Source organism: Longimonas sp. (genome assembly GCF_040409695.1).
Lineage (GTDB): Bacteria > Bacteroidota > Rhodothermia > Rhodothermales > Salinibacteraceae > Longimonas.
In genome coordinates this window covers 32,879-47,173 of record NZ_JARWGJ010000200.1, presented here as the reverse complement: position 1 = coordinate 47,173, position 14,295 = coordinate 32,879, and the positions used below count along the sequence as shown (strand labels likewise).

Here is a 14,295-nt window from a genome sequence, read left to right as displayed (position 1 = left end):
GTACAAAGCGCTTCCACCTGCGTTATGTGAAGCAGAGCATACGTACATGCAAGGTATGTGGTGTTGTATCGGAGTGCTGCCATTCCGTTTCTTGGAAATGCTATGTGGTACACGTCTTTGCTACGCATCTAAGTAAGGTCACGTGTCAATATTGGAGTGCAAGGCGAGTGAGAGCCGGTACGATGATAATAACGAACCACTTGCCATGGTAAGCGAAGGCCGACGGAGGAGGCCGGGAGTCGAACCATCTCCTCGGTCTGTAGCAGATACGGCGGGACAGAGAATCCTGCCTACTTTGGGGGAGATCTTTATTCGCTACGCTCATCAGTCGCTGCGCTCGTGTCAGACTCTGCTTCGCTCCGCCCAAGATTACAATCCATGAACGGAGCGGTGCTTACCCAAAACGGACGTCTGACAACCTGTTCTGTAGTGTCAACGGTCAATGTGTGGGTTAGAGTATGCCCCGTCTACATAGTGTCATCTTGAGCAAAGCGGCTTCGCCGTTCGCTCACCATGACAGGATTCGTGGGAGGATGATTGCAGAGCAACTATCACAATGAGCATTGACACAGCAGCAGGTGTTTGCACATAGGTATTTGCACGTAGTATCAACGCGTTGCAAAGGAGCGCCGCGCCCTGGTCGTAGCTGCTGTACCGTTTGCGGTCAGGTTCTGTAGAGGGATTTTGTAGAGGAAGTGCCTGTACGTTTCGTGTCTGGTGTGTTATGTTACCTATGCTTCTTTGCCCTACCTTCCCCCTTGCCCCATCTGCGCCATGAACCCAGAACTGCTGGTAGCCACCTGGTCGCTTCCTGCTGGCAACCAACCCGGCACCGATCATACGATCACCCACTGCAACGAGGCCTGGCGCCACGTAATGGGCCCGATGCGCTCGCCCTGGGGGCGACTTGGCGAGGAGGACCAGCTCCGGGCCCGCGACGCGCTTCAGGAAGCCGCATCGGGCGGGCTCGTTACGGGTCTGCTTGTGGATGCGCACACCCCCGGTCGCGACGAGCCCCTTCCGATTCTTCTCAACGCGATTCCCGTCCGCATCGCATCGTCTCCTCAGACGCGCACCGCATACGTCGGCGCGATCACTGTTACGGGAGAGGTGCTTGCCGAGCCGTCAAGCTGGGTGCCTTCCCAGACCAAGCGGCATCGCATGGAAACGCTCGGGCGCATGACGATGGGAGTGGCTCACGACCTCAATAACCTGCTTAGCGGGCTGATGGGCCATCTTGAGCTTGTTCAAGAGGCCAACGTGTTGCACCGTCTCCCAGAAGAAGAACGCAAGTCGCTCGACACGGTACATCGCGCGGCGCAAGACGGGGCCTCACTCATCCAGAAGCTGCAGCGCTACATCCGTGACGATACGGAGATGCACACGGAAACGCTCAGCATTGAGGCGCTCATTGATGACTGCCTCATGTTAACACGGCCGTACTGGCTTAACGAGCCGCGTCGTAAGGGCATCCAGATTCAGGTGGAGCGCAACTACGAAGACACTCCGCCCATCGAAGGCGTAGCCTCCGAGCTCCGCGAGGTGTTCGTCAACCTTATCCTCAATGCCGTGCACGCGATGCCGCAGGGCGGCACGCTTCGCATCCGAAGTTACACGTGCTCGCACCCTAACGAGAGGGCCAGGGCCCAGACGAAGACCCCCGATGCCGGATCAGGCCAGCAGGCTCGGTACGTGGGTGTCGACGTGTCAGACACCGGGGTGGGTATGGATGAAACAGTGCAAGCCCGAATTTTTGAGCCCCTGTTTACGACGAAGGGGGAAGAAGGCACCGGATTGGGGCTGTCAGCCACCTATAGCATCATGCAAGAGCATAACGGGTCAATCGCCGTTGAAAGCGTCCCCGAAAAAGGCAGCACGTTTTCCTTGCACTTCCCTTGCACAGACCGTCGCGAGGAGGCTTCTTCCGAAAACGCATCTTCCGGGTCGGAAGGCGAAGGGGCGACCTACTCGATTCTGATTGTCGACGACGACCCGATGGTTCGGCGTACAATCGAAAAACTGCTCTCTTATCAGGGGCATACCATTACACCCGCCGATTCGGCCCGCGCCGCACTTGAGCATCTCGACTCGGCTCCGGTCGACCTGATCTTTACTGACTTTGGCATGCCCGAAATAAACGGCGCCGAGCTGGCTGAGCGCGTGCACAACGCGTATCCTACCATACCCATTGTGTTGCTTTCAGGATACACCGACACAGCGCCCGCCCTGCCGCATGTCGACCATGTCGTCACTAAACCTTTTACAACACGCGACCTCAAGACTGCCATCTCGTCTGTTATCGCCGAATAACTCTCGCCAACCGCAACGTAAAGGCCACATCTGTCTGTCAGCCTGTCGCGATTTAGGCTTCTGCCTATCATGGTCTGGTGTTTGTGGTTTGATACAGTTCGATAGCAACAGCAAACACGCCTGCCTCCCTCAGGTATCATGACTGGCTTTGCGGCAATGCCCCGTGGGGCGGTAGCGTAGCTGTGTAGTGTATTTTCTCGTTCATCGGCCAACCTTCTATGACAGAACTCGACCTGAGTGATCTGTTCTCTATGGATGCTGAGGACAGCGGTCCTGAGCAGCGCATTCCGCTCCCCACTCCCGATGAGGAGGTGGAGATGAGCAATGCCGACATTCCAGATGATCTTCCCATTCTGGCACTCCGCAACACCGTGCTCTTCCCGGGCGTGGTCTTGCCCATCACGGTTGGGCGCGATACGTCGCTGAAGCTGGTACGCGAGGCGTTCGAAGACGATCGGCTGATCGGCGTGGTTGCGCAGCGCGAAAGCGATGTAGAAGACCCTGCACCCGGCGATCTGTTTGAAGTCGGCACCGTCGCGGAGATCCTGAAGCTTATCAAGATGCCCGACGGGTCGAAGTCGATTGTCATTCAAGGCAAACGGCGCATCCAGATCGAGGAGTACACGCAGGTCGACCCCTACTTTCGGGCCACGGTCGGTGCCATAGACGAGGAAGAAGCCGACGACGATCTCGAAATCCAGGCGCTCATCCACTCCATCAAGGAGCTGGCTGTGCAGATCGTGAACAAGTCGCCCAACCTGCCCAGCGAGGCAGCCGAGGCGATTGAGAACATCGAATCGCCTACGTTTCTCGTGCACTTTATCGCCTCCAACCTGCAGGTCGAAGTCGAGCGCAAGCAGGATATCCTGTCGACGCGATCGGTCACGAAGCGCGCCAACAAGGTGCTCGACCAGCTGAACGAAGAGCTGCAGGTGCTTGAGCTCTCCGAAGAGATCCGCTCGCGCGTGAAAACGGATGTCGACGAGCAGCAGCGCGAGTACCTGCTCCGCCAGCAGATGAAGGCGATCCAAGAGGAGCTCGGCGAAGGCGCCGGCGATAGCGAAGTGGAAGAACTTCGCCAGCGTGCCCGCGAGAAGGAGCTGCCCGAAGAGGCCCGCGAACAGCTCGACAAGCAGCTGCAGCGCCTCTCGCGCACCAATCCCGCGGCGCCCGACTATGCCGTAACACGCAACTACATCGACTGGATTCTGGATCTGCCCTGGCTTGAGTACTCCGACGACCAGCTCGACATCGACCGGGCCGAAGAGATTCTTAATGAAGATCACTACGGCCTTGAGGATGTGAAGGAGCGCATCCTGGAGTACCTGGCGGTCTTGAAGCTCAAGGGCGACATGAAAGCGCCGATCCTCTGCCTGCACGGGCCGCCCGGCGTAGGCAAGACCAGCCTCGGCAAAAGCGTGGCACGGGCTGTTGGGCGCCAGTTCGTACGCATGAGCCTGGGCGGTGTGCGCGACGAGGCCGAAATTCGGGGCCACCGTCGTACCTACGTGGGAGCGCTACCCGGACGCATCCTGCAGGGCCTGAAGAAGGCGGGTACCAACAACCCCGTCTTCATGCTCGATGAGGTCGACAAGCTCGACAGCGGCTTTCGGGGCGACCCCTCCAGCGCGCTGCTCGAAGTGCTCGATCCCGAACAGAACGACAATTTCAACGACCACTACCTGGAGCTCGACTACGACCTCTCGAAGGTGCTCTTCATTGCGACCGCCAACTACGTGGAGCAGATCCCCGCTCCGCTGCGCGATCGCATGGAGATGATCGAGATCAACGGCTACACGCAGAACGAGAAGCTGCAGATCGCCAAGCAGTACCTCGTACCGCGTCAGATCGAGGAGAATGGACTGACCCCCGAGCAGCTCGACTTCTCCGACGAGGCCCTTATGGAGTTGATCGATGGCTACACGCGCGAGTCGGGCGTACGCCAGCTGGAACGCACCATCGGCTCCATCGCGCGTGGCGTCGTTAAGAAGGTGGCCACCCAGGCCATTGAGTCGACCACCATCACTCCCGACGATATCGAGGGCTACATCGGCGCGCGCAAGTACTTCTCGGATGTCGCCGAGCGCACCGAAGTCCCCGGCGTAGCAACCGGACTGGCCTGGACGCCCACGGGCGGCGATATTCTGTTTATTGAGTCCTCGCTCTCGCGCGGGTCCGGGCGCATGATCCTGACCGGACAGCTCGGCGACGTGATGAAGGAGTCGGCTCAGGCCGCGCTCTCATACGTAAAAGCCCACTCCGACGAGCTCGAGATTCCACAAGAGGCCTTCCGGTACTGGGACGTCCACGTACACATCCCGGCCGGAGCGGTCCCGAAAGACGGGCCCTCAGCTGGCACCTCCATTCTGGCTTCTCTGGTATCGGCCTTCACGCAGCGGCGCGTGAAGCATACCGTAGCCATGACCGGCGAAATCACACTGCGTGGTCTTGCGCTCCCGGTAGGCGGCATCAAAGAGAAGGTGCTCGCTGCAAAACGCGCTGGCATTGAGCGGGTGGTCCTTCCCAAGAAAAACGAGAAGGACGTCAAAGAAATCAGCGACGAAGCCCTTGAAGGTATCGAGATCACTTACGTAGAACGCGTAGACCCCGTCATCGATACCGTGCTTGAAGACGAGTCGGTTGTCGACCCTGCTGAGTTCTTCGCGGTGCCCGATGCCGAGAAGAAGCTACACGCCGGCACAACCAACGGCGCCTCCAGCGACGACCCGGTTGTGGTGCGGTAGCTACCACACCAGCCGTCTGGAGCAGAGCACTTGTTGGGCCTACCTGTTCGGCATGCAGGGGGATGCGGTACGCTGCGCCTCGCTGCATGCCGTTTCTCATCGCTGCATGCCCTACGCGGCCCCGCACACCCGGCTCTTCTACGCACACCTGTCGCGGCTCGCCGGCTCACGTCACGCGCTGCGCATGTCCTTCCTGAAGCACCCGCGTGCTGTGAGGACGTCGTTCAGGGCAGCATTCAGGGGTAACATTCAGGGGCAGCGTTCGAATGCATCTCTCCCGCACGCCTGTTATGTTGCGCATATTGCTGTGCTGCATGCACATCGCAGGCAGAAGCGTCTTCTCTGCCTGATTTTTATGTACATACGCTTTCTCTACCATGGCTGAATCGCCTCGTATCTTCGTTGCACACACCGGTGGCACTATCGGGATGGCCCGGCGCGAATCGGGCGCATACGACACCCGCCGCGGCCACCTGCAGGCCCAGATCGAGGCGCGAGGTGCGTTTGAGGGCGACGACGTTCCCGCATACGATATCTACGAGTTCGACCCGCTGCTCGACAGCGCCAACATGACGCCCGCGCACTGGCTCAAGATCGCAACGACGATCCGTGACCACTATACCGACTACGACGGTTTTCTGGTGGTGCACGGCACCGACACCATGGCGTTTTCGGCGGCGGCGCTCTCATTTATGCTGGCCCCGCTCGACAAGCCGGTGCTCTTCACCGGATCGCAGATCCCCCTCGCCGAAACCCGTACCGATGCACAGAGCAACCTGCTCACGTCGCTGCTTATTCTGGGCAAGCACCACGCGCGGCTGAGCGGTGTCTTTGTCTTTTTCAACGACCGCCTCTTGCGTGGCACGCGAGCTACCAAAGTCAATGCCGACTCCTTCGCCGCTTTTGCATCGCCCAACTTTCCGCCTGTAGGCACCGTTGGCATCAACGTGGAGATCGACTGGACGCTTGTGCCGGAGCCGGCCCCCGAGCGGCGCGTGCCCAGCGTTACCGCTCTTGGCGACGCCACCGTGGCAGCCTTTCGGGTGTTTCCGGGGCTGGAGGCCACCTACCTCTCTAACGTGCTCGCCCCACCGGTGCAAGGGGTTGTGCTGGAGTGCTACGGCTCGGGCAACGCCCCGCATGCCAACACCGCCTTTATGGATGCGCTACAGGAAGCCAGCGAACGCGGGGTCGTGGTCGTCGACGTTACGCAGCCGCTACACGGCACGGCCGACCTGGGCCTGTACGCTACCGGACATGCGCTCGCCAACGCGGGGGTGGTGAGCGGCTACGACATGACGACCGAGGCGGCCCTCGCCAAGCTCTACTATCTCTTCGAGCAGGGCCACCCCCCCGAACGCGTGCGTACGCTCATGCAGCGGAACCTCCGGGGCGAGTTGACCCCGCCCGACGAGGTGCCGCCCCAGCTCGGACGTACGCGCCGACGCCTGGCCGGCTATCGTTGAGTATGAGATTCGCCGGTGGACATGTCGGGCCGTGCGTCTCGTGTGCCTCGTGTACCTGACGTGTCGTCGGCCTCGTCGAGGATGATGGCGTCGTCAACGTTGGGGTCGAGCCCCTCATAGAACGCTTTCGTGGAGCGACTGGCAATGGCAGAGGCGCGGCGCTGCACGGCCTCGGTGGCGCGGCGCGACAGCCGGTGCAGCATACCGCCCGCGTAGACAGCTTGTCCGAGCCAGTTCAACTGCTCGTGGCGGCGCTCAGGGGCATCAGAAGGTGTAGATTCGCGATGCGAAGAGGAAGTAGAGTCTGCTGACATGCGTACCGCTCTCGGGGGCTGGTAGGAGTGGAGGGATGAAGACTACATTTGTGTGATATACAGACGCTACGGGCATAGGTGCCGGCTGGCAGTCGCCGCGCAGGCGCCCCGCATCCCCCTGTGTTTATTTCTTGTGTCGTGATAGTCGTGTTTGGTGCGTGTTGATACGTTGTCGGGACTCGCGGATCTGCACGGCGGGCGGAGCTTTGAACATGTCTGAAATCGCTTTCTTTCTTGCAGGGCCCCGTTTCTATGAGTAGTTCCCCCACGTACGAGGGGCGCGTGTTGCGCTCTACCGGCAGCTGGTACGAGGTGCAGGTCGACCCGGTAGATGATCCTGACATGCCCCGTGTTGTTGACTCGCGCATTCGCGGCAAATTTCGGCTTGATGAGACCGACGTGACCAACCCGGTGGCGGTGGGCGACCGGGTCACGATCCGCTACAACGAGGATGACGAAACGGGGATGATCATCGACATTCATGAGCGGCAGAACCGCTTGAGCCGACGGGCAGCGGGGCGGCGCGTGAACCAGGAGCACATCATCGTGTCGAACATCGATCGGGCCTGGGCGGTGCAGGCCGTGCAGCAGCCGCCCCTGAACCCGGCGTTTGTGGATCGCTTTCTGGTGATGGCGGGCGTGCACGACATCCCGGCGGGCCTCGTTATTAACAAGATGGACCTGATGGATGATGAGCAGCAGGCGGAGGTCGCCGACGTGGTGGCCCGCTATGAAGCGCTCGACTATCCGGTCTACTGCACCAGCGCAACTGCGCAGGCTGGCATTTCGGACTGGCACGCGGCGCTTCGCGACCAGGTGAACGTTGTAACGGGTCCTTCGGGCGCTGGCAAGTCGAGCCTGATCAACGCGATTGCTCCGGATCTGGACATTGAGACGAAGTCGATTAGCGAGCAGACGCAGAAGGGGCGCCACACCACGACATTTGCTGCGCTTCACCCGCTGCCCGATGGCGGACATATCGTGGATACGCCGGGGGTGCGCGAGTTTGGCATTGTGGAGATGCATCCCGCTGATCTGTGCCACTTCTTTGTGGAGTTCGTGCCGTACCTCGATGCCTGCAAGTTTGACGACTGTACGCACGACCATGAGCCCGGCTGTGCTGTTAAGAACGCCGTAGATGAGGGAGCAATTCACCCGGCGCGCTATGAGAGCTACCTGAGCATTCTGTACTCCCTGCAAGACGGGATGGAAGGTACCGGGCGGTAAGTCCAAAGCAGGTCGGTTTTCGCTGCGGTACGCCCCTCGTCTGGGTGCTTCCACACACGCTCTATTTCTGTCTTTCTCTTTGCTTCTTTTTCTTTACTATGGACCGTTTTGCTGATCTTGAGTCCCTCTTTGATCATATCTGGACCTATGTCGAGACGGGAGCGCGCGACCGCTCGCACCCGTTCTACACGCCCACCCTGGCTACTGCGCTTGAGGCCCCCAACCTGCGCACCGTGGTGCTGCGTACGGCAAGCCGTGCCGACCGCATGCTGGCTTTTCACTCCGACCGCCGCGCTCAGAAGGTCGGTGAGATACGCGGCAACGAGCGCATCGCCTGGCATCATTGGAATGCCGACACGTCGGAGCAGCTGCGGCTGAAGGGGACTGCCACTGTGCATACCGACGACGGTGTGGCAGACGCGCTATGGGCTGATGCAACGCCTCGCCAGCGCGCGATCTATGTGAAACCCACTGCTCCCAACACCCCGGTTGATGACCCCGCGTCGGGCCTCGCCCCCAACGTGCAGGCAGCCGACGCTCCTTCTGAAGACGACGTGCGCGACGGGCGCCGCTACTTCGCTGCTGTGCGCACGGTGATCGAGGAGATCACGTGGCTGCACCTGCACCCCGAAGGCCATTACCGGGCTCGCTTCCGCTGGAACGACGGCGCCTGGCAAGGAAGCTGGGTTATTCCGTAGCGTCCCTGTATGCACGCAGCGTACGAGACCGGTACCTGGGTTGGCCTATGATTGGCGCATGATTGGCCCATGAACCGGTACACGCTCGACCAGATCGGTTTGCCGACTCCTTCCGAGTCGTCTTCTGCCCCCCGGCTACTTCTTTCAACGCATGTTTACACCTCTGTGTAACATTGCGCTGCTGCTATGCGTGGTGTGGGTGAATCGACGAGATGCTCTCGCCCTGCCGGCTTCCGCCCTCATTACTCACCCAGCTGTTTTGTGGACGCCTTTACGGAAAACGTAAACCAGTACCAGGATCGCATCTATGGTTTTGCGTGCTCTTACCTTAAGGATGACGCCGCGGCCAAAGATGTTACGCAGGACGTGTTCATCCGGTACTGGAACCACTATGACGAGGTCGACGACGACCGCGCCATCGCCTGGCTGATGCGGGTGACGCGCAACGCGTGCATCGACCTGCTGCGCAAGCGTCAGACCCGTCGCAAGTCGGTCACGGTCAACTCAGAGAACTTGCACCGGGCCCCTGATGGCGAAGCCGACCCGCATGCCGATGCCGAAGCGACCGACTTCGAGACCCGCGTAGACGCCGCACTCGCCGAGATCGACGAGCCGTACCGCAGCGTGGTTACGATGCGAGAGATCCAAAACATGAAGTACAAAGAGATCAGCGACGCGCTGGACATGCCCATCAACACGGTGAAGGTGTACATCCACCGCGGCCGCAAGAAACTCCGTCACGAACTTGCCGAAGTGCTCGATTATGAACCGACCTAATGCTTCGCTACCGCCCGATGACTGGATGGACGAGCGCGTAGAGGCGTACGTGGATGATGCGCTTCCGCCTGATGAGGCTATGCGGTTCTCCGCTGCTCTCGACGCGTCGCCGCACTGGCGCGCGCAGGTCAGGCATGCCGAGCGCATCCATCAGACATTAGAGGCGACAGAACTTCCTGCGTGTCCGCCTGCCTGCACAGAAGCGATTCTGGATCAGACCGTACGCGCTGCGTCGGCCCGTACTGCGCGGGCAGCACGGGAGTCGCCGCAAGATGCCCCGGCCTCCTGGCTCGACCGCGTGGCCCGGGCATTTGAGGCGCTTTCGAAGCCGGCGTACAGCAGTATGGCGACTACGGCGGTTGGTGCGTTGCTCGTTGCTGCGGTAGCCTGGATGCTCCTGGCCGAGCCGTTTACCACGGGCACGGAGCACACGCCCGTTGCCGACGCGCCCATCGAAGCCCCCTACACCGACGCCGATGTGGCTCAGGCCCAGGCCGAAGCCGAATGGGTGCTGGCTTATATCTCGGATGTAACCCAGGAGGCAGGCACCCGCGCCGAGCGCGAGATGGAACGGGCCTTTCGGCCCCTTCGTGACGCCTCCTCTTCCTCGCCAGATACCCCCTAACCCTGCTTTCCCATGCGCACCCTCCGTTTTGCGACCCTCTTTGCGGCCATCCTGATTGGCGCCACGGCGCTCTGGGCTCCTCATGACGGGCACGCCCAGTCTCCTCCTGTGAGCGATGACCCCGGCTATGTAGATCTGAACCAGTTTGCAGAAGCGCTCGACATGCGCCCAAACATTGAGGTCAATATCCAGGGCGCCCTCCTCGACATGGTGAGCAGCCGTGCCGAGCGCAAAAACAGCGATGCCGGACGGCTCATGCAGAACCTGCGATCCATTCAGGTGCGCGGATTCCCCATCGCCGATGCGGCTCCCGCCGACTACGAGGCTTACTTCGACCGGTTCACAGACGACCTGAAAAGCGAAGGGTGGGAGCAGGTTGTATTCGTGCGCGAAGACAACCAGCGCGTGTCTATGCTGATGCGTCACCACGAAGACGCTGTGGCCGGGCTCACCGTTATGGTGAGCGATCCTTCTGATGCGCGTCTGCTCTTCATCAACATCGTGGGCAGCATCCAGCCCGATGAGCTCGACACCATTATGGGCGGCTCCGGACTCGACATGGGCGAGGTTGCGCCGCCTTCTGACGATAACTTATGAGCTGACCTCCGCCTTTTACTGATAGGGGGTACAGCACCGCATCCAGAACGACCGCTCCTGCGAGGAGGCGGTCGTTTTGCGTTTTGTGTGCCGTTTTCGTTCTATAGGGAGTGCCTACGCGCCCGTCGTTTCCCATCAAGCTATGCGCCGTGTCATGGACACTATCATCGAGCCATTCCGCATCAAGTCGGTCGAGCCTATCCGTCTCACCACGCGCGAGGAGCGCACCGCTCTAATTCAGGATGCCCACTATAACCTGTTCAATCTCGACGGCGACGATGTCATCATCGATCTGCTCACCGATTCGGGCACCGCAGCCATGAGCGCAGCGCAGTGGGGCGGGCTCATGCAGGGCGATGAGAGCTACGCGGGCTCCTCGTCATACTACCGCTTCGAGCGCGCCGTACAAGACCTGATGCCCTTCGAACACGTCATCCCCACCCACCAGGGCCGGGCCGCCGAACGAATCCTTATGGGTATTGTGGCAGACGAAAACGCCATCATCCCCAATAATACGCATTTTGATACGACGCGCGCAAACATCGAAGCGACCGGCGCCGATGCTGTTGACCTTGTCATCGCGGAGGGCCGCGACCCGGCCAACCTGCATCCGTTCAAGGGCAACATGGACGTAGATCGCCTAAGGGCTCTGCTGGATGAGGACGCCTCGCGCATCCCTCTGGTGATGCTTACAGTGACCAACAATTCGGGGGGCGGACAGCCCGTGTCGCTTTCCAACATCAAAGCGGTGAAAGCCATCTGCGATGCTTACGACACGCCGCTCTTTATGGATGCGTGCCGCTTTGCCGAAAACGCGTACTTTATCAAGATGCGCGAAGACGGATACGCCGACTGGTCCGTCTCCGACATTGTGCGTGAGATGTTTGCCTACACCGATGGCATGACCATGAGCGCGAAAAAGGATGCGCTCGTCAATATCGGCGGATGGCTGGCACTCAACGACGACATCTGGGCTGAGGAAGCACGCAACCAGTTGATTCTTACGGAGGGCTTTCCGACGTACGGTGGGCTTGCCGGGCGCGACCTGGAGGCGATTGCACAGGGACTGAAGGAGATCGTGCGCGAGGACTACCTGGCTTACCGGATGGCCTCAACGCGCTATCTGGGCGAAGCGCTCACCGACCTGGGCGTGCCGGTCGTGCAGCCAATCGGTGGACACGCCGTCTACGTGGATGCAGATGCACTGCTCCCGCACCTTCCCCCACTTCAGTACCCGGGTCAGTCTCTCGCTGTAGCGCTCTACCTTACCGGCGGCATTCGGGGGTGCGAAATCGGGTCGGTGATGTTTGGGCGCCAGCCCGACGGCTCCGAGAAGCCCGCCTCCATGGAGCTGGTGCGCCTGGCTATCCCCCGCCGCGTCTACACGCAATCGCATGTCGACTACGTCATTGAGTGCTTTGAAGACATCGTAGAGCGCGCCGACACGCTACCGGGCTATGCGATTACGCATGAGCCCAAACGCCTGCGCCACTTCACTGCGCACTTCGAGCCTATCGCTTCGTAGCCTCAGGCGCCGCTTTGCGTGTGCGCTGCTTGTGCCTTTAGATTCATGTTCGCGGTTTAGACGTAACGTTTGTATGCTGTAGGTGTCATGCTACTGCCTTGCTATGCCACATGCCGCTTCTCGCTCCCTCACGCACACGCGAACCTTCTTCCCATGCCTGAACGACGCTTCGACGACGACTTCAATCCCGGAGATGCCTCCGAACCAGAGAACGATGAATTGCACGAACTTCGCGTGGAAGTACGTGCCTTGCGCATGCGCCTTCGCGAAACAGAGAAGGAGACGGGAGCCCGCGTACCCGACACGATGCTCATCGACGAGAGCTTCCTGAAACGCTCGTTCGCTGCGTTCGGGCACCACCTCGTCGCAAATATCATCATTAGCATTATCATCGGTATTCCGATCTTCCTGGTAGTTTTCTTGATCGGTCTCTCGCTTTAAGAAGCATCTGTTTGGGTTTCTTACTTTGGGCACCCCAGGAGTACGTCCTCCCTGCGCTCGCTCCCGCCCGCAAACCAAACCCCAAACAGGTTCTAACACGCCCCCAGTATGTATCTTCCCTTCTTTGCCTGCCGCGACTGCACGGTAATTGCCCACCGGGGCGGGCGTGGCGGTGCGCCCGAAAACACGGTGCCCGGATGCGACTGGGCGCTCGATCAGGGGGCCCACGCCCTTGAGATCGACGTGCAGTGCGCTGCCGATGGCGAGCTCATCGTCATCCACGACCCGACCGTCGATCGTACGACCAACGGTACCGGACCGGTCTCTGAGCTGTCGGTACAGGAGCTGCGTACGCTTGATGCCGGCTTCTGGTGGGCGGATGCGTACGGGCGCCATCCGTATCGAGGCGCGGGCGTCCGGCTTCCTACGCTGCGCCAGGTTATTACGCGATATCCCGACACGCCACTTATCGTAGAACTGAAGGGCGGCGTCGGTCCGGATATTGCCGGTGCTATGAGCGATCTCATTGCCGAAACCGGACGCACCGACCGGCTCGTTGTAGCCAGCTTCGATGCCCAAACACTCCGTCGCTTCCGAACGCTACGTCCCGGCATCCCCACAAACATGGCGATGACCGAGACCGCGGCCTTCTACGCCCGCCACCTGGTTGGGCTGCATACACGCTACACGCCTCCTGGCGGAGTCTTTCAGGTGCCCCATCGCTACGGCGGGCTGCCCGTGGCCTCTGCGTCCTTCGTGCGCGCTGCGCATGCGCAGCAGATGCATGTGCAGGTGTGGACGGTAAACGACCCTGCCGAGATGGCTACCCTGCTTGCTCGCGGCGTGGATGCACTGATCACCGATTATCCCGCGCTTGCCCTCCGCACAGCCCGCCAATCTGGGCGTTCGACAACGCCACGTCTGTAATCAATCGGCCCACAGTGGCATCAGCAGCGTTGGCGCTGTGGATCTTTTTAGGTCTGCCCCGCCTACACCTTCATCCCATGTTCATTGTATATGTAAAAACAGATCTCAACGGATGAAGAGCCTTCGGATGCGGCCTATGTTCGAGCGGCACCTTGCTTGCTCGCCCAATGAGGCTGAAGATATGATTCAAGCGTATGTGGAGTCGACCAACGACGGGTATTCAGGCTCTTTCTACGACAAGCACGTGACCATCAGCGTGCCGCCGGAGGAGGAGTGGTTCTGGTCGCCTCAGTTGAGCCTCGACCTGCAGTCCCACAACGGCGGCACACGGGTACGTGGGGTATATGGCCCGCGCCCTTCGGTATGGACGATGTTCATGGCTATGTATGCTATCGCCGGCTTTACCGGGTTTATCGGCGGCATTGTCGGGCTTACGCAGTGGAGCCTTGGCATGGATGCAATGTGGCTCTGGTCGATACCTGCAGCCGTTGTTCTGGCGGTCTTCACCTATGCACTGGCCCTGGTAGGGCAGTGGCTCAGTCGTGACCAGATCGACGCCCTTCAAGCATACACCGAGCGTGCTCTCAACGAAGCCGAAGCGCAAAGCGCCCCGGCTCCCTAAACGCATACCCTGCTGAGCATGT

13 protein-coding genes are annotated in these 14,295 nt (G+C 60.3%); 12 read left to right on the top strand and 1 reads right to left on the bottom strand.

From position 1 onward, the window contains the following. Positions 1-774 precede the first annotated feature (774 nt). From PPP56_RS12220 to ansA, 3 genes are all read left to right on the top strand, one after another. Complete coding sequence (locus PPP56_RS12220; protein WP_353564330.1) at positions 775-2,310, top strand: hybrid sensor histidine kinase/response regulator; 1,536 nt, start codon at positions 775-777, stop codon at positions 2,308-2,310. Positions 2,311-2,528: 218 nt separating this feature from the next. Next, positions 2,529-5,054 (top strand): endopeptidase La, encoded by a 2,526-nt coding sequence (gene lon / locus PPP56_RS12215; protein ID WP_353564329.1) that lies wholly within the window; start codon positions 2,529-2,531, stop codon positions 5,052-5,054. Between the two features lie 377 nt (positions 5,055-5,431). Then, a complete protein-coding gene (gene ansA, locus PPP56_RS12210) occupies positions 5,432-6,520 on the top strand; it encodes an asparaginase (RefSeq protein WP_353564328.1) in 1,089 nt (362 codons plus the stop codon). Here ansA and PPP56_RS12205 read toward each other — a convergent pair. Beyond that, entirely contained in the window at positions 6,511-6,834 is a 324-nt protein-coding gene (locus PPP56_RS12205; protein WP_353564327.1) for a hypothetical protein, read from the bottom strand. The two genes, ansA and PPP56_RS12205, sit on opposite strands and share 10 nt — an antisense overlap. 252 nt (positions 6,835-7,086) lie before the next feature. Here PPP56_RS12205 and rsgA point away from each other — a divergent pair, with 252 nt between their 5' ends. The 9 genes from rsgA to PPP56_RS12160 all read left to right on the top strand — a co-directional run bounded on the left by rsgA (position 7,087) and on the right by PPP56_RS12160 (position 14,273). After that, positions 7,087-8,061 (top strand): ribosome small subunit-dependent GTPase A, encoded by a 975-nt coding sequence (gene rsgA / locus PPP56_RS12200; protein ID WP_353564326.1) that lies wholly within the window; start codon positions 7,087-7,089, stop codon positions 8,059-8,061. Between the two features lie 98 nt (positions 8,062-8,159). Beyond that, complete coding sequence (locus PPP56_RS12195) at positions 8,160-8,759, top strand: pyridoxamine 5'-phosphate oxidase family protein (RefSeq protein ID WP_353564325.1); 600 nt, start codon at positions 8,160-8,162, stop codon at positions 8,757-8,759. A gap of 261 nt (positions 8,760-9,020) precedes the next feature. Then, entirely contained in the window at positions 9,021-9,536 is a 516-nt protein-coding gene (locus PPP56_RS12190; protein WP_353564324.1) for a GFO_1088 family ECF-type sigma factor, read from the top strand. Beyond that, positions 9,523-10,161 (top strand): hypothetical protein, encoded by a 639-nt coding sequence (locus tag PPP56_RS12185; protein ID WP_353564323.1) that lies wholly within the window; start codon positions 9,523-9,525, stop codon positions 10,159-10,161. Before PPP56_RS12190 ends, PPP56_RS12185 begins: the two co-directional genes overlap by 14 nt. 12 nt (positions 10,162-10,173) lie before the next feature. Then, positions 10,174-10,758, top strand: a complete 585-nt coding sequence (locus tag PPP56_RS12180; protein ID WP_353564322.1) for a DUF4252 domain-containing protein — start codon at positions 10,174-10,176, stop codon at positions 10,756-10,758. Between the two features lie 154 nt (positions 10,759-10,912). Continuing rightward, positions 10,913-12,283: a tryptophanase gene (locus PPP56_RS12175; protein ID WP_353564321.1), complete on the top strand. Its 1,371-nt coding sequence runs from the start codon at positions 10,913-10,915 to the stop codon at positions 12,281-12,283. Positions 12,284-12,436: 153 nt separating this feature from the next. Continuing rightward, positions 12,437-12,724, top strand: a complete 288-nt coding sequence (locus tag PPP56_RS12170; RefSeq protein WP_353564320.1) for a hypothetical protein — start codon at positions 12,437-12,439, stop codon at positions 12,722-12,724. Positions 12,725-12,832: 108 nt separating this feature from the next. After that, positions 12,833-13,651: a glycerophosphodiester phosphodiesterase family protein gene (locus PPP56_RS12165; RefSeq protein WP_353564319.1), complete on the top strand. Its 819-nt coding sequence runs from the start codon at positions 12,833-12,835 to the stop codon at positions 13,649-13,651. A gap of 181 nt (positions 13,652-13,832) precedes the next feature. Then, entirely contained in the window at positions 13,833-14,273 is a 441-nt protein-coding gene (locus PPP56_RS12160; protein WP_353564318.1) for a hypothetical protein, read from the top strand. Positions 14,274-14,295 lie beyond the last annotated feature (22 nt).

Bases quoted from the DNA above. Each gene is read 5' to 3' on its own strand.
- rsgA (WP_353564326.1), top strand. From the start codon at position 7,087: ATGAGTAGTTCCCCCACGTACGAGGGGCGCGTGTTGCGCTCTACCGGC.
- PPP56_RS12170 (WP_353564320.1), top strand. From the start codon at position 12,437: ATGCCTGAACGACGCTTCGACGACGACTTCAATCCCGGAGATGCCTCC.
- PPP56_RS12220 (WP_353564330.1), top strand. From the start codon at position 775: ATGAACCCAGAACTGCTGGTAGCCACCTGGTCGCTTCCTGCTGGCAAC.
- ansA (WP_353564328.1), top strand. From the start codon at position 5,432: ATGGCTGAATCGCCTCGTATCTTCGTTGCACACACCGGTGGCACTATC.
- lon (WP_353564329.1), top strand. From the start codon at position 2,529: ATGACAGAACTCGACCTGAGTGATCTGTTCTCTATGGATGCTGAGGAC.
- PPP56_RS12180 (WP_353564322.1), top strand. From the start codon at position 10,174: ATGCGCACCCTCCGTTTTGCGACCCTCTTTGCGGCCATCCTGATTGGC.
- PPP56_RS12185 (WP_353564323.1), top strand. From the start codon at position 9,523: ATGAACCGACCTAATGCTTCGCTACCGCCCGATGACTGGATGGACGAG.
- PPP56_RS12160 (WP_353564318.1), top strand. From the start codon at position 13,833: ATGATTCAAGCGTATGTGGAGTCGACCAACGACGGGTATTCAGGCTCT.
- PPP56_RS12205 (WP_353564327.1), bottom strand. From the start codon at position 6,834: ATGTCAGCAGACTCTACTTCCTCTTCGCATCGCGAATCTACACCTTCT.
- PPP56_RS12165 (WP_353564319.1), top strand. From the start codon at position 12,833: ATGTATCTTCCCTTCTTTGCCTGCCGCGACTGCACGGTAATTGCCCAC.
- PPP56_RS12175 (WP_353564321.1), top strand. From the start codon at position 10,913: ATGGACACTATCATCGAGCCATTCCGCATCAAGTCGGTCGAGCCTATC.
- PPP56_RS12195 (WP_353564325.1), top strand. From the start codon at position 8,160: ATGGACCGTTTTGCTGATCTTGAGTCCCTCTTTGATCATATCTGGACC.